Annotated in this window: 21 protein-coding genes and 2 pseudogenes; 12 read left to right on the top strand and 11 right to left on the bottom strand. The window is 71.4% G+C overall.

The window, feature by feature from the left end; all coding sequences use genetic code 11:
* The first annotated feature begins 1 nt into the window (after position 1).
* Positions 2 to 1,168, top strand: a complete 1,167-nt coding sequence (locus AB0O48_RS07555) for a glutathionylspermidine synthase family protein (protein WP_357253851.1) — start codon at positions 2 to 4, stop codon at positions 1,166 to 1,168.
* Positions 1,169 to 1,187: 19 nt separating this feature from the next.
* Complete coding sequence (locus tag AB0O48_RS07550; protein ID WP_357253850.1) at positions 1,188 to 1,775, top strand: CGNR zinc finger domain-containing protein; 588 nt, start codon at positions 1,188 to 1,190, stop codon at positions 1,773 to 1,775.
* Between the two features lie 31 nt (positions 1,776 to 1,806).
* On the opposite strand, the gene AB0O48_RS07545 is transcribed toward AB0O48_RS07550, so the two are convergent.
* Together AB0O48_RS07545 and AB0O48_RS07540 are read right to left on the bottom strand one after the other, a co-directional pair.
* Complete coding sequence (locus tag AB0O48_RS07545) at positions 1,807 to 2,613, bottom strand: sugar phosphate isomerase/epimerase (protein ID WP_357253847.1); 807 nt, start codon at positions 2,611 to 2,613, stop codon at positions 1,807 to 1,809.
* Between the two features lie 75 nt (positions 2,614 to 2,688).
* Entirely contained in the window at positions 2,689 to 3,633 is a 945-nt protein-coding gene (locus AB0O48_RS07540) for a Ppx/GppA phosphatase family protein (protein WP_357253846.1), read from the bottom strand.
* A gap of 80 nt (positions 3,634 to 3,713) precedes the next feature.
* Between AB0O48_RS07540 and AB0O48_RS07535 the strand changes: the two genes are divergently transcribed.
* The 3 genes from AB0O48_RS07535 to AB0O48_RS07525 are packed head-to-tail and all read left to right on the top strand — an operon-like array spanning position 3,714 to position 5,130.
* A complete protein-coding gene (locus tag AB0O48_RS07535) occupies positions 3,714 to 4,511 on the top strand; it encodes a hypothetical protein (protein WP_357253977.1) in 798 nt (265 codons plus the stop codon).
* Positions 4,512 to 4,546: 35 nt separating this feature from the next.
* Positions 4,547 to 4,747 (top strand): hypothetical protein, encoded by a 201-nt coding sequence (locus tag AB0O48_RS07530; protein ID WP_357570855.1) that lies wholly within the window; start codon positions 4,547 to 4,549, stop codon positions 4,745 to 4,747.
* Between the two features lie 32 nt (positions 4,748 to 4,779).
* Complete coding sequence (locus tag AB0O48_RS07525; protein ID WP_365063847.1) at positions 4,780 to 5,130, top strand: type II toxin-antitoxin system death-on-curing family toxin; 351 nt, start codon at positions 4,780 to 4,782, stop codon at positions 5,128 to 5,130.
* A gap of 15 nt (positions 5,131 to 5,145) precedes the next feature.
* Here the strand turns inward: AB0O48_RS07525 and AB0O48_RS07520 are convergent, their stop codons facing one another.
* Complete coding sequence (locus tag AB0O48_RS07520) at positions 5,146 to 5,724, bottom strand: TetR/AcrR family transcriptional regulator (protein ID WP_357253843.1); 579 nt, start codon at positions 5,722 to 5,724, stop codon at positions 5,146 to 5,148.
* A gap of 241 nt (positions 5,725 to 5,965) precedes the next feature.
* Here AB0O48_RS07520 and AB0O48_RS07515 point away from each other — a divergent pair, with 241 nt between their 5' ends.
* The gene (locus tag AB0O48_RS07515; RefSeq protein WP_357253840.1) at positions 5,966 to 6,619 is read left to right on the top strand and encodes an NAD(P)-binding domain-containing protein; all 654 of its coding nucleotides are present in this window, start codon (positions 5,966 to 5,968) and stop codon (positions 6,617 to 6,619) included.
* Positions 6,620 to 6,680: 61 nt separating this feature from the next.
* Here the strand turns inward: AB0O48_RS07515 and AB0O48_RS07510 are convergent, their stop codons facing one another.
* Positions 6,681 to 7,364, bottom strand: coding sequence for a response regulator transcription factor (locus AB0O48_RS07510; RefSeq protein WP_039906992.1), 684 nt, complete (start codon positions 7,362 to 7,364; stop codon positions 6,681 to 6,683).
* Between the two features lie 22 nt (positions 7,365 to 7,386).
* Positions 7,387 to 8,670, bottom strand: a complete 1,284-nt coding sequence (locus AB0O48_RS07505) for an ATP-binding protein (RefSeq protein WP_357253838.1) — start codon at positions 8,668 to 8,670, stop codon at positions 7,387 to 7,389.
* Between the two features lie 205 nt (positions 8,671 to 8,875).
* Between AB0O48_RS07505 and phoU the strand changes: the two genes are divergently transcribed.
* Positions 8,876 to 9,529, top strand: a complete 654-nt coding sequence (phoU, locus tag AB0O48_RS07500; protein ID WP_357253836.1) for a phosphate signaling complex protein PhoU — start codon at positions 8,876 to 8,878, stop codon at positions 9,527 to 9,529.
* 49 nt (positions 9,530 to 9,578) lie between these two features.
* Here phoU and AB0O48_RS07495 read toward each other — a convergent pair whose 3' ends face one another.
* Positions 9,579 to 10,346: a phosphoglyceromutase gene (locus AB0O48_RS07495; protein ID WP_357253834.1), complete on the bottom strand. Its 768-nt coding sequence runs from the start codon at positions 10,344 to 10,346 to the stop codon at positions 9,579 to 9,581.
* A gap of 152 nt (positions 10,347 to 10,498) precedes the next feature.
* Between AB0O48_RS07495 and AB0O48_RS07490 the strand changes: the two genes are divergently transcribed.
* Together AB0O48_RS07490 and AB0O48_RS07485 are read left to right on the top strand one after the other, a co-directional pair.
* Positions 10,499 to 11,782: an MFS transporter gene (locus AB0O48_RS07490; RefSeq protein ID WP_357253832.1), complete on the top strand. Its 1,284-nt coding sequence runs from the start codon at positions 10,499 to 10,501 to the stop codon at positions 11,780 to 11,782.
* A gap of 75 nt (positions 11,783 to 11,857) precedes the next feature.
* Positions 11,858 to 13,135 carry an MFS transporter gene (locus AB0O48_RS07485; RefSeq protein ID WP_365063839.1) on the top strand — a complete coding sequence of 426 codons (1,278 nt, stop codon included), beginning with the start codon at positions 11,858 to 11,860 and terminating at the stop codon, positions 13,133 to 13,135.
* A 373-nt stretch (positions 13,136 to 13,508) separates the two neighbouring features.
* On the opposite strand, the pseudogene AB0O48_RS07480 reads toward AB0O48_RS07485, so the two are convergent.
* The 4 genes and pseudogenes from AB0O48_RS07480 to mshA form a co-directional block, all read right to left on the bottom strand.
* Positions 13,509 to 13,877: pseudogene (locus AB0O48_RS07480) on the bottom strand (hypothetical protein); the annotation flags it as partial.
* Between the two features lie 579 nt (positions 13,878 to 14,456).
* Positions 14,457 to 14,759 (bottom strand): annotated as a pseudogene (locus tag AB0O48_RS07475) (hypothetical protein); the annotation flags it as partial.
* 250 nt (positions 14,760 to 15,009) lie between these two features.
* The gene (locus AB0O48_RS07470) at positions 15,010 to 15,525 is read right to left on the bottom strand and encodes a YbjN domain-containing protein (protein WP_357570853.1); all 516 of its coding nucleotides are present in this window, start codon (positions 15,523 to 15,525) and stop codon (positions 15,010 to 15,012) included.
* A gap of 57 nt (positions 15,526 to 15,582) precedes the next feature.
* The gene (gene mshA / locus AB0O48_RS07465; protein WP_357253826.1) at positions 15,583 to 16,947 is read right to left on the bottom strand and encodes a D-inositol-3-phosphate glycosyltransferase; all 1,365 of its coding nucleotides are present in this window, start codon (positions 16,945 to 16,947) and stop codon (positions 15,583 to 15,585) included.
* Positions 16,948 to 17,152: 205 nt separating this feature from the next.
* Between mshA and AB0O48_RS07460 the strand changes: the two genes are divergently transcribed.
* Complete coding sequence (locus AB0O48_RS07460) at positions 17,153 to 17,914, top strand: SDR family oxidoreductase (protein ID WP_357570852.1); 762 nt, start codon at positions 17,153 to 17,155, stop codon at positions 17,912 to 17,914.
* A gap of 62 nt (positions 17,915 to 17,976) precedes the next feature.
* Positions 17,977 to 18,765, top strand: a complete 789-nt coding sequence (locus AB0O48_RS07455) for a class I SAM-dependent methyltransferase (protein WP_365063833.1) — start codon at positions 17,977 to 17,979, stop codon at positions 18,763 to 18,765.
* A 188-nt stretch (positions 18,766 to 18,953) separates the two neighbouring features.
* Here AB0O48_RS07455 and AB0O48_RS07450 read toward each other — a convergent pair whose 3' ends face one another.
* Positions 18,954 to 20,036, bottom strand: a complete 1,083-nt coding sequence (locus AB0O48_RS07450; RefSeq protein ID WP_357253820.1) for a UDP-N-acetylmuramate dehydrogenase — start codon at positions 20,034 to 20,036, stop codon at positions 18,954 to 18,956.
* A gap of 69 nt (positions 20,037 to 20,105) precedes the next feature.
* On the opposite strand from AB0O48_RS07450, the gene AB0O48_RS07445 reads away from it, so the two are divergent.
* Positions 20,106 to 20,864 (top strand): maleylpyruvate isomerase family mycothiol-dependent enzyme, encoded by a 759-nt coding sequence (locus AB0O48_RS07445; protein ID WP_357253819.1) that lies wholly within the window; start codon positions 20,106 to 20,108, stop codon positions 20,862 to 20,864.
* The last annotated feature ends 192 nt before the right edge of the window (positions 20,865 to 21,056 follow it).

The following is a 21,056-nucleotide window of genomic DNA, read 5'->3' as shown; positions in this document are numbered from 1 at the left end:
GGTGCGCCGCGAGAGGGTCACGCCCCGCCCCGACTGGGACACCACGATCCGGGCGCAGGGACTGGTCTACGTCGACACCGAGCTGCCCGATGGCGACATGATGTCGTACTGGGACGAAACCGGCGCGTACGCCTTCGACCTCGACGAGGTGCTTCGGCTGGAGGAGGCCACCGAGGAGCTGCACCGGATGTCGGTGGCCGCCGCCGAGCACGTGGTGGCCACCCGCCGGTACGCCGAGTTCGGCATCCCGGAGTGGGCGACCGAAGCCGTGGCCCGGTCACTGCGGGAGGCCCCACCCACCCTCTACGGGCGCTTCGACCTGGCGTACGACGGCACCTGGCCGCCGAAGATGCTGGAGTACAACGCGGACACCCCCACCGCGCTCGTCGAGGCCAGCATCATCCAGTGGTACTGGCTGGAGCAGACCCGACCGGAGCTGGACCAGTGGAACAGCCTGCACGAGCGGCTGGTCGGCGCCTGGGCCAAGATCGGGGCCGGGCTGCACGAGCGCCGGGTGCACGTGCTGTGGTCGAACGAGGAGGAGTCCGGCGAGGATCACATGACCGCCGGCTACCTCGCCGAGACCGCCCGTCAGGCCGGACTGGACGTCGAGTTGCAGCCCATCCAGAAGATCGGCTGGGACGGCCGGCGCTTCGTCGACGCTGACGACCGCCCGGTGACCACCTGCTTCAAGCTCTACCCGTGGGAGTGGATGCTGGCGGAGCCGTACGGGCCGGCGGCGCTGGCCCCGGGCACCCCGACCACCTGGATCGAGCCGGCGTGGAAGCTGCTGCTGTCGAACAAGGCGCTGCTCGCCGTCCTGTGGGAGCTGTACCCCGACCACGACTACCTGCTCCCGGCGTATCTCGACTCGCCACGCGGCATGACGGAGTACGTCGCCAAGCCGCTGCTCGGCCGGGAGGGCGGCTCGGTCCGCATCGTCACGGCCGAGCAGGAGATCACCAACCCGGGGATCTACGGCGACGAGGGCTGGTGCTACCAGGAGTTCCGGGCGTTGCCGCAGTTCGACGGCAACCGGATGGTGCTGGGCAGCTGGATCGTCGACGGTGAGTCGGCCGGCGTGGGTGTGCGGGAGAGCGCCAGTCTGATCACCGATGGCTACGCGCGGTTCCTGCCGCACTACATCGACGCGCCGCGTACCGCATGAGTCGTCTACCGTTGGGGGCGTGAACTTCGACGCGTACGCCCGGACCGGCGTTGACCTGGTCAACGCCCGCCTGGACGACCTCGACGACCTGCGGGCACTCTTCCCCGACGACAATGCCTGGATGCGCGACGAGGTCGCGGACCGGGACGTCGCGATCTTCCGGCGGGCACAGAAACGGTTGCGCGACGTCTTCGAGTACGGCACCTCGGGGCGGGACGGCCAGGCGGTCACCGAGCTGAACGCGCTGCTCGAGGCGTTCCCGGTGCAGCCGCGCATCTCGGGGCACGACTCCAGTGACTGGCACATGCACGTGACCAGCCGGGGTGCCTCCGTCAGTGCCGAATACCTGGCCGGCGCGGTCTGGGGGCTGTCGGTCTGGCTCTGCGAGTACGGCAGTGCCCGGTTCGGGGTCTGCGCCGACGAGCGGTGCGGCAACGTCTACCTGGACACGTCGTCCAACTGCTGCCGGCGGTTCTGCTCGGAGCGCTGCGCCACCCGTTCGCACGTGGCGGCGCACCGGGCCCGCAAGCGGGCGGCGGTCGGTGAGCAGTTGAGGGTCGCCCCGCAGCCGACGAGCGCCGCGGACTCGCTCTCACCGGTCAGCTGACCCCGGCGCCGCCCGTCGCGGGCGGACGTGGTCAGGCGTCGACCGGGGACGACGCGGTCAGGTGCTGACGGGCGAACTCCAGCGCGGCACGCAGGTCCGCCTCGCGTACCGCGCGGCTCTTCGCGCCCCGGGTGGCGACCTCCACCGCCACCGCCCCGGTGAAACCCCGACCGGCCAGCGAGGAGAGCAGCTCACCGCAGGGCTGGGTGCCGCGCCCGGGCACCAGGTGCTCGTCGCGGCCCTCGCCGGTGCCGTCGCCCAGGTGCACGTGCGCCAGCCCGGCGCCCATCCGGTCGGCCATCTCCAGGGGGTCGCTGTGCGACGCCGCGCAGTGCGACAGATCCAGGGTGTACGACGGGTAGCCGGTGTCGGTGGGATCCCAGCCCGGCACGTACGGGACGAACTGCCGGCCCGCCATCCGGACCGGGTACATGTTCTCCACCGCGAACCGCAGCCCGTTGAACCGGTCCGCGACGGTGGCCAACCCCTCGGTGAAGTTGCGCGCGTAGTCACGCTGCCAGGTGAACGGCGGGTGCACCACCACCGTCGGCGCCCCCAGCGTCTCGGCCAGCTCGGCGGCCTTGCGCAGCCGCTCCCACGGGTCCGGGCTCCACACCCGCTGGGTGACCAGCAGGCAGGGCGCGTGCACCGAGAGCACCGGCATGCCGTAGTGCGTGGAGAGGCCGCGCAGCGCGCCCGCGTCCTGGCTGACCACGTCGGTCCAGACCATCACCTCCACCCCGTCGTAGCCGAGTGCCGCGGCCAGTTGGAACGCCGCGGCGGTCGGCTCGGGGAAGACCGAGGAGCTGGACAGGAGCACGGGAACGCGGGAAGTCACATCAGCCAGCGTAGCCCGGCAGCGCTGTCGTCATTGCGACGAGCGCCGGCAAATCGGCCGAAACCGACCCCCGGGTCAGCTCGGTTCGAGTTGATCGAGTCGACGGAGGATGACGCCCTCGCGCAGCGCCCACGGGCAGATGTCGAGCGAGTCCAGATCCAGGCGGCGCATCACCGCCTCGGCGACCACGGCACCCGCCAGCAGCTGGTGCGCACGACCCGCGCTGACCCCCTCCAGCTCCATCAACTGGGCCGGCGGGATGTGCCGGATGAACCCGATGACCTGCCGCAGGCCCGCCCGGGTCAGGCTGCGCCGCGCCCAGAGCCCGGCGCCGGAGGGCGCGGCCCCGGCCAGTCGGGCCAGGGTTCGGAACGTCTTCGAGGTGGCCACCACGCGGTCCCAACCGACCTGGGTGATCTGGTCGACCACCTTGTCCAGCCGGCCGTCCACGTACTCCCGGAGCTTTTCGACGGCCTCCGCCGACGGTGGGACCGCGCTGGCCGGGTCGACCCCCAACCGCTCCCGGGTCAGCCGGCCGGCCCCGAGCGGCAGCGAGACCGCGACGTTTGGGTCCTCGTCGATGCCGGCGGCGATCTCCAGCGAGCCGCCGCCGATGTCCAGCACCAGCAGCCGACCCGCCGACCAGCCGAACCACCGCCGGACGGCCAGGAACGTCGACCGTGCCTCGTCCGCGCCGGAGAGCACCGCGAGTCGTACGCCGGTCTGGTCCCGGACCCGGGTCAGCACCTCGGCCGCGTTGGTGGCGTCGCGCACCGCGGACGTGGCGAAGGCGATCAGGTCGTCGGCCGCCAGGCCGGTGGCCGCCGCCTTGGCCATGCCCACGGCCTTGACCAGGCCGTCGGCACCCGCCTCGGTCAGCGCGCCGTCGGGGCCGATCTGCTCGGCCAGCCGGAGCACCACCTTCTCGGAGTGCGCCGGCCAGGGGTGCGCGCCGTGGTGCGCGTCCACCACCAGGAGGTGCACCGTGTTGGATCCGACGTCGAGAACACCCAGTCGCATGGTGAAGACCCTAGGTGCAACACGTTTGCGCGGCTCGCCGGCCTGCGCCCCACACCGCGCGTACGCTGGGCCGGGTGACGATGGAGCTCCGTGTGCTGGTGGACGACCCAGGCGACCCGCGCAGCCGTGAGGTGGCACTGGACTTCCCGCGGGAGTGGATCGAGTTCACCGATCCGGCTGACGAGACGCACCTGATCCGCGCCGACCTGACCTGGCTGCTCTCCCGCTGGACCTGCATCTTCGGCAAGGGCTGCCACGGCATCATCGCCGGGCGGGCCGCCGACGGCTGCTGCTCGCACGGGGCGTTCTTCACCGACTCGGACGACGAGAAGCGGGTCCGCAACGCCGTCAAGCGGCTCACCCCGGCGACCTGGCAGCACTTCCGGCGCGGTTTCAAGAACTGGACCGACGAGGACACCATCGACGGCAAGAACCCGGCCCGCCGCACCGCCACCCAGGGCGCCGACGGCCCCTGCGTGTTCCTCAACGACGCCGACTTCGCCGGCGGTGGGGGCTGCGCCCTGCACGGTCAGGCGTTGCGCGACGGGGTGCACCCGTTGGAATACAAGCCGGACGTCTGCTGGCAGCTACCAATCCGCCGCGATCAGGACTGGGTCAAGCGGCCGGACAACTCCAAGGTGCTGGTCTCCACCCTGTCCGAGTTCGATCGGCGCGGTTGGGGCGCCGGTGGGCACGACCTCGACTGGTGGTGCACCTCCTCGACGGATGCGCACGTCGGCACCGAGCCGATGTACCTGTCGTACGCCCCGGAGCTGAGCGCACTGATCGGCGCTGCCGCCTACGAGCGGCTGGCCGAGCTGTGCGCGGCGCGGGTCAAGCAGGGCATGGTCGCCCCGCACCCCGCCGACGAAATCTAGCTGATCTTGGTAGCAATCTTGCTACCATTTGCCGCGTGGCCATGACGCTCCGACTCGACGACGACCGCGAACGGCAACTCCGTCACGTCGCGGACGAAGAGGCGCGGTCGATGCACGCCGTGGTCGTCAGCGCGATCGACGACTACCTCGCACGGCGCAACGTCAAGGAGTTCGGCGACCTCGCCGACGAGATCATCGAACGCCACGCCACCCTGCTCGCTCGCCTGGCGGAGTGATGACGGAGGTCCGCTACCCCACGCTCGCCGACGTGGCCAGCATCGCCCGCAAGATCGGTGTGGGGATCAGGGATGCCGGCCTGGTGGAGTCGGCCGTGGCCCGGCCGCGGACGAGCGTATTCGGCGAAGATGCCTACCCGGACCTGTGGACCAAGGCCGCCGCGCTGCTGCATTCACTTGTCAACAACCACCCGTTCGTGGATGGCAACAAGCGGATCGGCTGGATCGCGGCAATCGCCTTCCTGCTGCAGAACCGGGCCATCACGATCGCGCAGCTCGACGAGGTCGACCAGGACGTCGCGTACGACCTGGTGATCAGCGTGACGGAGAGCCGGCTGACCGAGGTGGCCGAGATCGCCGCCGCGCTGCGCAAGCTGTTCTGAGCGCTCGGCGGCGGGTCAGCGCAGGGCGTCGTCGACCAGGGTGCGGGCGCTGCGCCGAGCCGCCTCGGCGATCGTAGGGTCGCCGTCCAGCACACCGCTGGCGAGCCCGCCGTCGAGCAACAGGGTGAGCTGCCGGGCGAGCAGTTCCGGTTCGGCAGCGCCGGCCTGCCGGGCCAGCTCGGTCACCCAGGCGCGGACCACCGTCTTGTGCTCGACCGTCCGGGCGTGCACCGGCCCGCCCGCAGGTGACTCGGCGGCGGTGTTGATGAACGCGCAGCCGTGGTAACCGTCCCGGCGACAGGCGCCGACCAGCGCGTCGAACATCCCGACCAACTGGTCGCGCGGCCGCTCGCCGGCGTCCCGGGCCGCCGCCCGCAACGCGCCGAACCACGCCTGGTCAACCCGATCGAGGTAGGCCAGCACGAGATCGTCCTTGCGCGGGAAGTGCTTGTAGAGCGTCGCTTTCGCCACGCCGGACTCGGCGATCACCGTGTCCACGCCGACGCCGCGCGGCCCGTGCGCGTAGAACAACCGGAACGCGGTATCCAGGATCCGGTCCCGGGCCGAGCCGGCCGGGGTGCGGGGCGCGGGCATCGACACTCCCTCGATCTGCTGGTGGCGGCACAGATCCTACAGACAGTTCCGTCTGCATATCCCACCGCGTCAACGGCCGGCATCGCCTGGGCGCGTCCTCCCGCCCCGCCCCACCCCGGCGTTTGCACGTGCCGTTGCTGCGCAGGACGCTCTTCGCGGGGCAGCAGTAGACAGACCTGTCTGTTAGCCTGCTGGCACTCGGCATGAGTCCACTTGGCACACCGACGGAGGATCGATCGACATGCGTATCGCAGTTCTCGGAACCGGCTCGGTCGGGCAGGCGATCGCCGCTCGCACGGCGGAGCTGGGCCACCAGGTCGTCATCGGCACCCGCGACGTCGCGGCCCTGCGGGCCGGCGCACAGGCCGCCTGGGTGGCGCAGCACCCCGAGGTCGGCCTGGCCACCCTGGCCGAAGCCGCCAGTGCCGCCGAGCTGGTGGTGAACGCCACCAACGGCAACGGCTCGCTGCCCGCCCTGACCGCGGCCGGCGCACCGAACCTGGCCGGCAAGGTCCTGCTCGACATCGCCAACCCGCTCGACTTCGGCGCGGGCTTCCCGCCCACCCTGTCGGTACACAACACCGACTCCCTCGCCGAACGCATCCAGCGCGAGTTTCCACAGGCCTTGGTGGTCAAGTCGCTCAACACGCTGACCGCCGAGCTGATGGTGCATCCGCGTCAGCTCGCCGACGGCGAGCACAGCGTCTTCGTCTCCGGTGACGACGCGGAGGCCAAGCGGATCGTCACCGGGCTGCTCATCAGCTTCGGGCACACCGACGTGATCGACCTCGGCGACCTCTCCACCGCGCGGGGCACCGAGATGCTGCTGCCGCTCTGGTTGCGGCTCTACGGCCGGCTCGACACCGCCATCTTCAACGTCAAGGTCGTCCGCTGACCGAGCGCGAACAGCCCGAAGGGGGCCTGCGTCGAACGCAGACCCCCTTCGGGTACGCCGATCACGGCTCGAACTTGTAGCCCAGGCCCCGAACGGTGACGATGAAACGCGGCGCGGACGGCTCCGGCTCGATCTTGGAACGCAACCGCTTGACGTGCACGTCCAACGTCTTGGTGTCACCGACGTAGTCGGCACCCCAGACCCGGTCGATGAGCTGGCCGCGGGTGAGCACCCGGCCCGCGTTACGCAGCAGCAGCTCCAGCAACTCGAATTCCTTCAGCGGCAGCTGCACAGCTCCGCCCTCGACGGTCACCACGTGCCGTTCGATGTCCATGCGCACCGGGCCGGCGGCCAGCGTCGGCGCCCCCGCCTCGGCCACCTCCGGGCTCTGCCGGCGCAGGACCGCCCGGATCCGGGCAACCAGTTCCCGCGGCGAGTACGGCTTGGTGACGTAGTCGTCGGCGCCGATCTCCAGCCCGACCACCTTGTCGATCTCGCTGTCCCGAGCGGTGACCATGATGATCGGCACGGCGGACCGCTGCCGCAGTTGCCGGCAGACCTCGGTCCCCGACATCTCGGGCAACATCAGGTCGAGCAGCACGATGTCGGCGCCGGTCCGGTCGAACTCGGTGAGGGCGTCGGTGCCGGTCGCAGCGACCGAAACCTCGAAGCCCTCCTTACGGAGCATGTACGACAAGGCGTCGGAGAACGACTCCTCGTCCTCGACCACCAGAACGCGGCTCAACGGGGATTTCCTTTCATTGCTGTCAGACCTGCCGTAGCCCAGCCGGACCGGACTCGATCCCAACCGGCGGCAGTGTCGCCAGCAGGTCGTCCGGTGGGCTGGCGGGCAGCCGGAGGGTGAACGTCGATCCACCACCAAGAGTGCTCGACACCTCGACCCGTCCGCCATGGTTGCTCGCGATGTGTTTCACGATTGCCAGGCCGAGTCCGGTGCCGCCGGTGGCCCGCGAACGGGCCTGGTCGGCCCGGTAGAACCGCTCGAAGATCCGGTCCACGTCGGTGGGGGCAATGCCGATGCCCTGGTCAGCGACCGCGATCTCGACGTGCTCGTCGTCGCCGCGGAGGGTGACCCGCACCGCCGTGTCCTCACCCGAGTAGTTGATGGCGTTCTCCACCAGATTCGCCACCGCCGTGGCGAGTTGGGAGTCGCTGCCGTACACGGTGAGGCCCCGCTGACCGTCGACTGTCACCTCGACATTGCGGGCGGAAGCCGTGGTGCGGGTCCGGTCGACCACCTCGGCGATCACCCAGTCCAGCGCGACCGGCTCGGGTGGCGGTTGCGGTTCGGCGCCCTGCAACCGGGTCAACTCCAGCAACTCCTGCACCAGCCGACCCAGCCGGGTCGACTCGTGCTGGATCCGCTCGGCGAACCGGCGCGCGGCCACCAGGTCCTCGGAGAGGTCGGGCGCCGCCGCGTCGGCCGGCTCGGTGGCGTCGAGCAACGCCTCGGCGAGCAGTTGGAGCGCCCCGATCGGGGTCTTCAGCTCGTGACTCACATTGGCCACGAAGTCGCGTCGTACGCGGGTCAGCCGGTGCGACTCGGTCACGTCGACCGCTTCCACCGCGATGAAGCCGTTGCCGAGACCCATCGCCCGCAGGTGCACGCCGAGCGGGTTCTCCCCCGCGCTGTCGCGACCCCGGGGCAGGTCGAGTTCGATCTCGCGCCGCACCCCGGTGCGTCGCACCTGGCCGGCAAGGGTACGGATCAGCGGGTGCGCGGCGATCGAGCCGGGGGTGCTGCCGGTACGCAGGAGCCCCATCGCGCGGGCGGCCGGGTTGATCAACACAGGGACGTCGTCGTTGTCCAGTACCACGACACCGGCCCGGAGTGAGTCGATCGTCCGGCGGCCGAGCCCGGCCTGCTGCTCGTCGGCTATCGCGGGCCTCCCCCTGCTTGAGCGGGAGTTGACACTCCCCGTCGACGTGGAGCGTCCGTCCCGCGAGGGCAGGAACCGGGGCAGCAGGAGACCGGCGACCAATCCGGCCACCAATGCCACGGCCACCACGACCGCCACCGTCCACTCCACCCGGCGATCGTAGGGTCATTGTTAACCTGGCTACCACACAGAACGGGACGAACCACCCTCACTTTCAGAAGTGTTCACCCCCGCGTCCGGCGTCGTTCACCGTGGTTCATCCGAGGTCCGCCCGCGCCCCATACCGTTGGCGTCGCACCTGCTCAACCCCCCTGCGCCGGCACCCGCCGGCGGCGACCGACCACAGGACGTGATGATGCGCGACGAGTTTCGGGCCGACCTCCAGATCGTCAGCCAACTGCTGGTGGACATGGCGGAGGGCGTCCGCGCCGCCATGCGCCAGGCCACCCGCGCCCTGCTCACCGCCGACCGGCAGGCCGCCGAGACGGTCATCGAGCGGGACGGCGAGATCGACGACCTCTACCGACACGTCGAGGAGCGGGTCTGTGACCTGCTGGCCCGACAGGCACCGGTCGCCTCCGACCTCCGGGCGATGATCACCGCGCTGCACGTGGCCGCTGATCTGGAGCGGATGGGCGACCTCGCCGAGCACGTGGCCAAGACCGCGCTGCGCCGGCACCCCTCCCCCGCCGTCCCGGCCGAGTTGCGGACGGTCTTCACCGAGATGTCCGAGATCGCCGACCGGATGGCTGTGAAGATCGGCTCGGTGCTGGCGAAGCCCGACGCCGACCTGGCCGGCGAACTGGACCGCGACGACGACGCCATGGACGAGCTGCACAAGAACCTGTTCGCGGTGCTGCTCGGCGACGACTGGCCGTACGGGGTGGAGACCGCGATCGACGCCACCCTGCTGGGCCGCTTCTACGAGCGCTTCGCCGACCACGCGGTCAACGCCGGCGAGCACGTGATCTACCTGATCACCGGGCAGAGCGGACCCTCCGCGAGCTGAACCGACCAGGACGAAGGCCCCCGGAATCCCGGGGGCCTTCGTCGTCGGCTCAGCGGCCCTGGTTCGCGACCGCGGCGGCGGCTTCCTTCGCTGCCGTGGGGTCGAGGTAGGTGCCGCCCAGGGTGAGTGGGCGCAACTGCGGGTCGAGGTCGTAGCGCAGCGGGATGCCGGTCGGGATGTTCAGCTTGGCGATCGCCTCGTCGGAGATCTGGTCGAGGTGCTTGACCAGGGCGCGCAGCGAGTTGCCGTGCGCGGCCACCAGCACCGTCCGGCCGGCCAGGATGTCCGGCACGATCGAGTCGTACCAGTAGGGCAGCATCCGCTCGACGACGTCCTTGAGGCACTCGGTACGCGGCATCAGCTCGGTCGGCAGCAGCGCGTAGCGGGGGTCACCCACCTGCGACCACTCGTCGTTGTCGTCGATCGGCGGCGGCGGTGTGTCGTACGACCGGCGCCAGAGCATGAACTGCTCCTCGCCGTACTCGTCGAGGGTCTGCTTCTTGTTCTTGCCCTGCAGGGCGCCGTAGTGGCGCTCGTTGAGCCGCCACGACCGGCGCACCGCGATCCAGTGCCGGTCGGCGGCGTTGAGCGCCAGCTCGGCGGTGCGGATCGCACGGCGCATCACGCTGGTGTGCACGACGTCCGGCAGCAGGCTGTGCTCGCGCATCAGCTCGCCGCCGCGCCTCGCCTCGCGCTCGCCCTTCTCGGTCAGGTCGACGTCCACCCAGCCGGTGAAGAGGTTCTTGGCATTCCAGTCGCTCTCACCGTGTCGCAGCAGGACCAGCGTCCCGACGGTGGGCCCTTCGCTCGCAGTCATGCGGATCATCCTGCCTCAACCGCCGAGGGGACACGCGGGCAGCCGTCGTGACGACCACCACGTGAATATGCGGATGACCAGCGGCCGCGCCCGCCGCTAGGGTTGTAAGGCACGACAGTCACATCGGTCATTACTTGCAAGCGGGGCGCCATATGCGGACGATGCGGAGCTGGTTCCGGGACACCACCGGAGGCCTGCCCACCACCTTCTGGTACCTGTGGTCTGGCACCCTGATCAACCGGCTCGGCTCGTTCGTCCTCGTCTTCCTCGCCATCTACCTCACCCAGGAACGCGGCTTCTCGGCCTCTCAGGCCGGCCTGGTGATCGGCCTGTGGGGCGTCGGCGGCGCGTTCGGCACCACCGCCGGCGGCACCCTCGCGGACCGGTGGGGTCGCCGGCCGACACTGCTCACCGCCCACGTGGGCGCGGCCGTGATGATGCTCGGCCTCGGCCTGGCCCGGGACCTCTGGGCGGTGGCGCTGGGCGCCCTGCTGCTCGGCATGTTCGCCGAGGCGGCCCGGCCCGCGTTCGGGGCCATGATGATCGACGTGGTGCCGGCGAAGGACCGGCTGCGCGCCTTCTCGCTCAACTACTGGGCGATCAACCTCGGCTTCGCCTGCGCCGCCGTCCTCGCCGGCCTCGCCGCACAGGCCGACTACCTGCTGCTCTTCGTGGTCGACGCCGGCACCATGCTGATCACCGCGCTGATCATCTTCACCCGGGTGCCGGAGACCCGGCGGTCCGGTATCGCCGCCACCGCCGCGACGACCGCCCCGCGCGGCGCTCTGCGCACGATCCTCACCGACCGCGTCTACCTCGGTTTCGTGGCTCTCAACCTGTTCGCCGCGCTGGTCTTCCTCCAGCACATCTCGATGCTGCCGATCGCCATGGGCGACGACGGCCTGAGCCCGGCCACCTACGGCTCGGTGATCGCGCTCAACGGGATCCTCATCGTGGTCGGCCAGCTCTTCGTGCCCCGGTTGATCCGGGGTCGGAGCCGCTCCCACGTGCTCGCGCTGGCGTCCGTGGTGATGGGCGTCGGGTTCGGGCTGACCGCGTTCGCCGGCACCCCCTGGTTCTACGGGCTGACCGTGCTGATCTGGACGGTCGGCGAGATGCTCAACTCGCCGTCCAACTCCACGCTCATCGCCGAACTCTCCCCGGCCGAGCTACGCGGCCGCTACCAGGGCGTCTTCTCCCTGTCCTGGCAGATCGCCGGGGCCAGCGCGCCGATCCTCGGCGGCCTGGTGCGCGAGCACGTCGGCAACGACGCGCTCTGGTACGGCTGCGCCGCGCTCGGCGTCCTGACCGCCGTGGCCCACCTGGTGTCGGGACCGGCCCGGGAGCGGCGCGCCGCCGCGCTGCGCCGATCCGGCGAGGCACTGGCACCTGTCGACACCAGCCGGACGCCGCAACCCGCCGAGGCAGCCGCCTGACGACTGGCGCCGGGGCGGCCCGATTTCCTACCCTGCACTCGGAACAGTTAAGAAAGCGAACTGTATGGAGGTCGGGTGCACGCCCTGCGGCGCTGGTGGCACGACACCGCGGGCGGGCTTCCCGCCACCTTCTGGTACCTCTGGGCCGGACTGCTGATCAACCGGGCCGGCGCGTTCGCCATGCTGTTCCTCTCGCTCTACCTCACCGACGTACGCGGAGCGAGCATCGGGCTGGCCGGCACCGTGGTCGGCGCGTACGGGGCCGGTGGCGCGGTCGGCGTGCTGCTCGGTGGCGTCCTCGCCGACCGGTGGGGCCGCCGGGCGACCCTGCTCGCCGCGCACCTGAGCACGGCCGCCCTGATGGTGGCACTCGCCTTCAGCCAGCACCTGCTCCTGATCGCGGTGCTCTCCGCGCTCGTCGGCGTGGTCCACTCGATGCCCAGTCCGGCGTTCGTCGCGGCGATCGTCGACGTGGTGCCCGCCGAGCGCCGCTCCCGCGCGTTCAACCTTCAGTTCTGGGCGTTCAACCTGGGCATGGCGGTCGCCTCGCTGCTCGCCGGGGTGCTGGCCGAGGCGAGCTTCACGGCGCTGTTCCTGGTCGACGCCGGTGCCACCCTGACGGCGGCCGCCGTGATCGCCTGGAAGGTGCCGGAGACCCTGCGCCTGGCCGCCCCGCCCGCCGACCCTGCGCCGGCCAGTCGCGCGTCGGTCCGGCCTCGCCGGCAGGGGCTGCACACCGCGCTCACCGACCGCACCTTCCTGATCTTCGTCGGGCTCACCTTCGTGCTGGCCGTCCTCACCATGCAGACGTCCACGATCATGCCGCTGGCCATGCGCGCGGACGGTCTGGGCCCATCGGCGTACGGGCTGGTGGTGGCGCTCGGCGGCGCGCTGATCGTGATCGGGCAACTGTTCGTGCCCAGGCTGATCGACAGGCACCGGAAGGACGTCGTACTGGCCGCGTCCACCGCGCTGCTCGCGCTCGGCTTCGGGGCGCTCGTCGTCGCCGACGAACTGGCCGTCTACCTGGGTGCCGCGGCGGTCTGGACGATCGGTTCGATGCTCGCCGCCCCGCCCAACGCGCAGATCAATGCCGACCTGGCACCGCCGCGGCTCCGTGCCCGATATCAGGCGGTCTTCTACCTGACGTTCCCGGCGGCGGCGTTCGTCGCTCCCACCCTCGGCGGGGTGAGCCTGCAACACCTCGGCGACCGGCACTGGCTGCTCGTGGGTGGGCTGGGCATGGCAGCGGCGGTCGGGCACCTGGTCGCCGGACCACCCCGGGAACGACACGTCGCCGCGCTACGGCGAGAGCAGACATCGTCGTCCGCCGACCGGGTGCCCACCGCATGACCCCTCGACACGGCAAAGCGCCCACCTCGACCCTGAGGTCGTGATGGGCGCCCGCCGGTGGGGCCGGCGGCGGCGGGCAAACACTCACCCCCGTAAGCATCGCCCGCTCAGCCGCCGGTCCAAACAGGTGGGCCACCGTCCCCCAACGGTAAATCCACCCGTCCCCTCGCGCCTCGCCTGGTGCGCGGATCTGATCGATCCGCCGCTCCCCCGAACGTTTCCAAGCGTGGCGCGGTGCAATAAAGTTAGTTCGCCCGGATTCTGGATTCAACCCAGAACGTCTGTCTCGCCGGTCACAACTGACGAGTATCCGCTGCTCGGGCCTCAATCTCTGGCAACAGCCGGGTACCCGTCAGCCATTCCCGCAAACGCCTCAACCGTCCTCCCGATCGGGTGACTCGGTCCGGAAGAAGCTGCTCTGCCGACCGCTGCGCAACTGTTCCTGATAAATCAGGTTCAGTCGCCGCAGATCAAAGGTATGGAACCACTCATCCCAGGTGATCTCGCGAATTCGGCTACTTTCCCGGTAACCGGGGATGTTGAAGGTCAGAACGCCCGCCCGACCGTCGCGCTCGGTGCCCGCGATGGTCGCCGGCTTGGCCCCACGCTCCCGGGCCCACCGCTGGATCACCTCGTGATTCGTGGTGATCAAACTGCGCCCCGGCCGCTCCGGCCGGTCCAGCACCGACGAGATCACCTGCGAGCTGCGGACCGACCGCCCGGTGCCCCGTCCGGTCCGGATCCCACCGGCCGTCGTCCCGCCACCGGTCGACGGCGTCAGCGTGCGCTTCGCCGACGTGCTCTTGGCCGGCGTCGCACGCTTCGCTGTCGTGCGCTTCGCTGTCGTGCTCTTGGCCGGTGCCGTGCGCTTCGCTGTCGTGCGCTTGGCCGCCGTGCTCTTGGCCGGTGCCGTGCGCTTCGCCGCCGGCCGGGCCGGTGCCTTCTTCGCCGGCGCCTTCCGCGCGGGCGCCGTACGCGCCGTCGCTGTCTTGCGGGCCGCCGCGGTCTTGCGGGCCGCTGCGGTCTTGCGGGCCGCTGCGGTCTTGCGGGCGGCCGTGGTCCGGCTCGCGGCGGTGGTCCGGCTCGCGGCGGTGGTCTTGCGTGCCGCCGTGGTCTTGCGTGCCGCCGTCGACGCCGCCGCTGTGGTCCGCTTCGCGGCGGTGGCCTTCGTCGCGGCGGTGGTCTTCTTCGCCGGCGCCCTCTTCGCCGCCGCCGTCGACTTCCGCGTGGCGGTCGCCTTCGTTGCGGCGGCCCGCTTCGCGGGAGCGCTCTTGTTCGCCGGTGCGGCCTTCGCGCGGCTCGATGCCGGTCTGGCCGCCGACTTCTTCGTGGCGGCGGCACGACCCGCCGACGCCCGGGTGCCGGTGGCCCGGCCCGTCGGGCCGGTGCTGCTCCGACCTGCGCCGGCCCGCATCGAGCGCACCAGCTGTTTCACCAGGTCGGGCTTACGCAGCGCGGAGATCCCGGAGACCCCGCGTTTGCGCAGTTGCCCGCGGATGTCGTCCACCCGCATCCGGGAGATCTCCGACTCGGAGACTCCCGGGGTACCCGGCGTCTGGTTGCCGGCCTGTCGCTTCGTCCTGGTCGCAGTCGCGCCGCGACCTGAGCTGTTCCGCTGAGCCATGGGACGCTCCGCTCCTTGACACTCCGTCCTCGGCGCGCGGGGGTCCCTCGCCGCACCGCGCGGAGCGGCATACCCGTCAGGAGCAGTCCGAACCACCGTCAGCTCGCCATGATCGTGCTCGATCCAGGATCGAGTGGCCTCGCCACGTCGACGACACCCCTACATCCTGGTTCGAGCACGATCTTGCGAGAGAGGACGCCGGGCGCGCGCGGGGACGCGGGGGGACGCAGGGGCGGACGGGGCGCAGGGGTCAGGAGTGGTCGGGGCCGGAGCCGGAGGGCTCGAAGAGGTGGGCGAAAGCGGCCAGGTTGGCTGTCGACTCGCCGCGCTTGACCCGCCACTCGTACTCGCGGCGGATCGAACTGCCGAAGCCGATCTCCAGCATCGTGTCGAACGACTCGTCGGCGTACGTGAGCACGGAGCCGAGCAGCCGGTCCAACTCGTCGGCGTCCACGCCGGCCGGGTTGACCCGCCCGGTGAGGTACACGTCGCCGACGGCGTCGGTGGAGAAGGAGACGCCGTACATCCGGGCGTTGCGCTGCAACAGCCAGGCCCACAGCTCCTCGCGGCGCTCGTCCGGTTGGCGCATCACGAACGCCTCGACCCGCAGTGCGTGCTCCCCGATGATCAGGTTGCAGACCGTCTTGAGTTTGTGCGTGCCCGGCAGGGTCACCGCGTACGAGTCGGGGCCGGTCGACTCCCAGGCCAACTCACGCTCGGCGCAGACCGACTCGATCAGGGTCGCAAGATCGCTCTTCGGGCTCACCGGACCCACTCTACGACCGACCCGCCCGGCGCACCCGTTGACGGCGACGCCCCTCGGTCACCAGGAGCAGGAGAGTGCCGGGTTGGCCACCAGGTCGGCCGCGAGCCGGGCGCGGTGTGCGGCGATGGCCTCGCCGTAGACGCCGAGCAGACCGGCGACCGTACGGTCCCAGGAGAAGTTCCGGGCGTGCTGCTCGGCTCCTCGGCCAAGGGCCGCCCGGAGGGCTCGGTCCGGCAGTAGACGGCCCAGCGCCCCGGCCCAGTCGACCGGGTCGTGGCCGTCGATCAGTACGCCGCTGACCTGATCCCGCACGGCGGTGACCAGTCCTCCGACGGCGGCGGCCAGCACCGGCGTACCGCAGGCCTGTGCCTCCAGGGCGACCAGCCCGAACGATTCGTTGTGGGATGGCACCGCGACCAGATCCGCCGCCCGGTACAGGGCAGGGAGATCGTCTCCGGTGAGCGGCGGCAGGAACCGCACCCCGTCGGTGACACCGAGGGTGCTGGCCAGTTCGATGAGCGCGGTGGGCCGATCCAGCCCGCTGCCGCTGGGTCCGCCGCAGATCACCACTGTCACCTGGTCGGCCAGCGCCGGGTCGCGTTCGCGCAGCGCGGCGATCGCGCGGATCAGCACGTCGGGGGCTTTGAGTGGCTGGATCCGACCGACGAAGGCGACGACGTACCCGTCGGACGGCAGCCCCAGCCGGCGGCGAGCCTCGCGGGTGGCCGCGGGCCGGTTGCCCGGCGCGGGCCGGAACCGACCCAGGTCGACACCCGGCTGCACCACGCTGACCCGGTCCGGGTCGGCGTCGTAGCGGGTGAGGAGGTCGCTGGCCTCGACCCTGGTGTTGGCGACCAGCCGGTCCGCCTCGGCGACGACCTGCTCCTCGCCGATCACCCGGGCCTTGGGCTCGGGCCGGTCACCGGCCGCGAGCTGGGCGTTCTTGACCTTCGCGAGGGTGTGCGCGGTGTGCACCAGCGGCACGCCCCAGCGTTCCTTGGCCAGCCAGCCGACCTGCCCGGAGAGCCAGTAGTGGGAGTGGATCAGGTCGTAGTGCCCGGGTGGGCGGGACGCCTCGGCGCGCAGCACCCCGGCGGTGAAGGCGCAGAGCTGGCCGGGCAGCTCTTCCTTGGTGAGGCCCTCCAGGGGGCCGGAGGTGATGTGCCGGACCTGTACGCCGGGCGCCATCTCGACCACCGGGGGAAGGTCGCCGGAGGTGGCCCGGGTGAAGATCTCCACCTCCACGTTGGCCTCGGCGAGACGCCGGGCGACTTCGAGGATGTAGACGTTCATGCCACCGGCGTCACCCGTGCCGGGCTGGTGCAGGGGGGAGGTGTGGACCGACAGGGTGGCGATGCGGCGAGGCCGGGGCCACGGCTGGGCACCTCGCTGACGCCCGACACCGGTGTGCATTTCCGCCACATCCGCTCCTTTGTCACGGTTGATGCCGTCTCGCACGACCGGCGCTTCTCGGTCAACCTGTACGCCGGATGTCATCTTCCCCATCGGGCTTCGGAAATTCCCCGGCGCGGCCCCTCGGCGTGACGGACCTCATCACCCGACGCCCACCCACGGCCGCCGTACGCCCGGTCGGGGCGGGTCGTACGCCCGGGGTGACAATGTCGGGATGACCTCAGTCGCCATCGTCACCGGAGCGTCCAGCGGGATCGGCGCGGCCACTGCCCGCCGGCTCGCCGCCGAAGGCTTCCACGTACTCGCCGCCGCCCGCCGCGCCGAGCGGCTCGCCGACCTGGTCGCCGAGATCACCGCCGCTGGTGGGCAGGCCACCGCGGTGACCTGCGACATCACCTCGGACGAGTCGGTGGCCGGGCTGGCCGAGGCCGCCGCCCAGGCACCCGGACCAGTCACCCTGCTGGTGAACAACGCCGGCGGAGCGCGCGGGCTGGACCCGGTGGAGTCCGGCTCGGTCGCCGACTGGCAGTGGATGTACGACGTCAACGTGCTCGGCACCCTGCGGGTCACTCAGGCGCTGCTGCCGGCGCTGGAGGCGTCCCGCTCCGGCACCATCGTGGTGGTCTCCTCCACCGCCGGCCTGACCGTCTACGAGGGCGGGGGCGGCTACACCGCCGCGAAGCACGCGCAGACCGCGATCGCCGGCACGCTCCGCCTGGAGCTGTGCGGCCGACCGCTGCGGGTGATCGAGATCGACCCGGGCATGGTGAAGACCGACGAGTTCGGGCTGGTCCGCTTCGAGGGCGACGCGGAACGGGCGGCCGCCGTCTACGCCGGGGTGCCGGGGCCGCTCGTCGCCGAGGACGTCGCCGACTGCATCGCCTGGTGCGCCACCCGCCCCGAGCACGTCAACATCGACCGGCTGGTGGTCCGGCCCCGGGCACAGGCCGCCCAGCACAAGGTGCACCGGGTCTAGCGAGAAGCGCGCCGGGTCTTCGAGCCCCGCGGTCGCGAACGGAGATTGGCCCGGAGGTCGACATGAGCCCTGTGGCGCGGCGCCGGCCGCTCGGCGTGGTCACCCGCGGGACGACGAACCCGAACCGACTCCGGCGGGTGGACAACTGGATCGTCGCCACCTGCGCCGACCGGCTCCTGGCGGCGGAGGACCCCCTGGTGGTCGACCTCGGCTACGGCGCCACCCCGGTGACCGCGGTGGAGTTGCGCGCTCGACTGGCGGCCGGGGTCCGTCCGGACGTACGGCTGGTCGGATTGGAGATCGACGCGGCCCGGGTGGCGGCCGCGGCCCCGGCCGCCGACCCACCCGGGCTGACGTTCGCTCGGGGTGGGTTCGAGCTGGCCGGGCTCCGGCCGGTGCTGGTCCGCGCATTCAACGTGCTGCGACAGTACGACGAGAGCGAGGTCCCGGACGCCTGGCGCACGATGACCGCCGCGCTCGCCCCGGATGGGGTGCTCGTCGAGGGCACCTGCGACGAGTTGGGTCGGCTCGCCAGTTGGCTACTGGTCGACGCCGACGGCCCGCGGACGCTGACCCTGTCCGCGAAGCTCAGCACGCTGGGCAGCCCCGCCGAGTTGGCCGAGCGGCTACCCAAGGCGCTGATCCACCGCAACGTTCCCGGTGAGCCGGTGCACGAGCTGGTCCGCGCCCTGGACGACGCCTGGCAGGCCGCCGCCCCGTACGCCACCTTCGGCCCCCGCCAACGCTGGCTGCACGCGGTGACCCGGCTCCGCGAGACCGGCTGGCCCGTCCTGGACGGCCCCACGCGCTGGCGCCAGGGCGAACTAACCGTCCCCTGGCCCCTCCCGTAACCAGCCCGCCCCGCCCCAGCCCGCTTTGCCCGGCCCACCCGCCCCGCCCCACCCCGCCCCGCCCCGCCCCGGTCGATCATGGAGTCGTGGCGGGCGCTTTAACCCCGAAGGCGGCAATTGTCCCCCGCCACAACTCCTTGATCGACGTGGTCGGGCGGGGGTGGGGGCGTGCCGGGGCGGGGGTGGGGTTAGAGGGCGCAGTTGATGAGGACTGGTTCGGGGTGCAGGGTCACGCCGAAGCGGTCGTGCACCGTGTCACGGATGTCGCGGGCCAGGGCGAGCAAATCACCGGTGCTGGCCGTGCCGCTGTGGTTGGTCAGGGCCAGGGTGTGCTTGCTGGAGATCGACACTCCGCCCTCGCCGGGGTGGCCCTTGGTGAAGCCGGCCTTGTCGATCAGCCAGGCCGCGCTCACCTTGACCAGGCCGTCGGCTCCCGGCCAGGCGGGCGGGTCGCCCAGCTCGGCGGCGCGCTCCAGGAGCAGCTCGTACGTCGCCTGGTCCAGCACCGGGTTGGTGAAGAAGGAACCGACCGAGCGAGTGTCCGGGTCGGTGGCGTCGAGCACCATGCCCTTGCCCGCGCGCAACCGCAGCACCGCCGCTCGGGCGTCGGCCAACGGCACCTGGTCACCCACCTCGACACCGAGCGCACGAGCCAGCTCGGCGTAGCGCACCGGGCCGGAGAGCGGGGACGGGGTGAGCCGGAAGTCGACGGAGAGGACCACCCACCGGTCCCGGTACTTGAAGATGCTGCCTCGGTAGGCGAACCCGCAGTCGGCGGCGGGGATGCTGTGGCGGGTGCCCTCGGCCCGGTCGTACACCTCGACGGCGCTGATCGTCTCGGCGACCTCCTGGCCGTACGCGCCGACGTTCTGGATCGGGGTAGCGCCGGTCGAGCCGGGGATGCCGGAGAGACACTCCAGCCCGGCCCAGCCGTTGGCCACCGTGGCGGCGACCAGGTCGTCCCACGGCTCGCCGGCGTCGACCCGTACGGTGACCGATCCGGCGTCCTCGCCGATGACGCGCAGCCCACGGGAGCGCACCAGCACGACGGTGCCGGGGAAGCCGGAGTCGCCGATCACCACGTTGCTGCCGCCGGCCAGGACCAGGACCGGCTCGTCCGCGGCGCGGACGGCGCGGATGATCTCGTCGGCACTGTCGGCGACCACGATCCGCTGGGCCGCCCCACCCATTCGTAGAGTGGTGTAGCTGGCCAGTGGACCAGGGATGGCACGATCGGCTTCGGTTGTCGGCTGGGCGGAGGCGTCTGGCACGCCCTTCACCTTAGGCTGACCGATAGCCGTGGCACCCACTGGTCGTCCGGCACCCCCGGGAGGATGGCGATGAGCAGACTGCAGGGCAGCAAGGATTTCTGGGTCGGGGCACTCCGAACGGAGGGTCCCGCGTTCGCGGCGGCGGTGGCCGAGGCGCCGCCGGAGACACCGGTTCTGTCCTGTCCGGGCTGGACGGTCGGCGACCTCACACTGCACCTCGCGGGCATCTACCAGTGGGTTTCGTCGTTCGCCGGTGCCGGCCAGACCACTCAGCCGGCCCGCCGGGAGCCGCTTGAGGCGGCCCCGGGCGTGCCCCCGCTGCAGCTGTGGCAGCAGGGGTACGACCAGCTGATGACGGTCTTCGACGGGCTCGACCCGGAGGCGCCGGCGTGGAACTGGGCTCCGCAGCCGAAGAAGGCCGGCTTCTGGCCGCGCCGGATGGCGCACGAGACGGCTGTGCACCGTTGGGACGCCCAGCTCGCCATCGCGGCCGGCGAGCCGGTGGAGGCGAAGCTCGCGGCCGACGGGGTGAGTGAGGTGCTGGACACCTGGCTGCCGGCGGGTCGACGGCGGACGCCGGGCGACTGGCGCGGGGTGGTGCAGCTCACCGCGACCGACGCGGCTCAGGAGTGGTATTTGCGGCTGCGCGGCGAGGGTGTGGCGCTGCTGGACACGGCGACCATTCTCGACCACGACGATCATCACGCGCGGGCGCAGGTCAGCGGCACGGCGAGCGACCTGCTGCTGGCGCTCTGGGGTCGGGTGAGCTTCGAGACGCTTGACGTGGCTGGTGACCGCGCCCTGCTGGACGGCCTGCGGGCCAAGTGATCCTTTGGATCGACGAGGGCGTCACCCCGACGGGTGGCGCCCTCGCCCGTTCCGGGGCCAACCCGCAAGATGCCGAGAGAGCGCTCTCTTGACAGCGCGGGAAGCGCCGGTCACGCTGTCGTGACTCAGCGGCGCACACTGATGGCCAGGTGCCGGCGTTGAGCACCAGGTACGGGCGGTGACGAGCGTGAG

It is taken from the genome of Micromonospora sp. NPDC085948 (assembly GCF_040686315.1).
Taxonomy (GTDB): Bacteria; Actinomycetota; Actinomycetes; order Mycobacteriales; family Micromonosporaceae; genus Micromonospora.
This window is presented reverse-complemented; position numbering and strand designations above follow the sequence as displayed.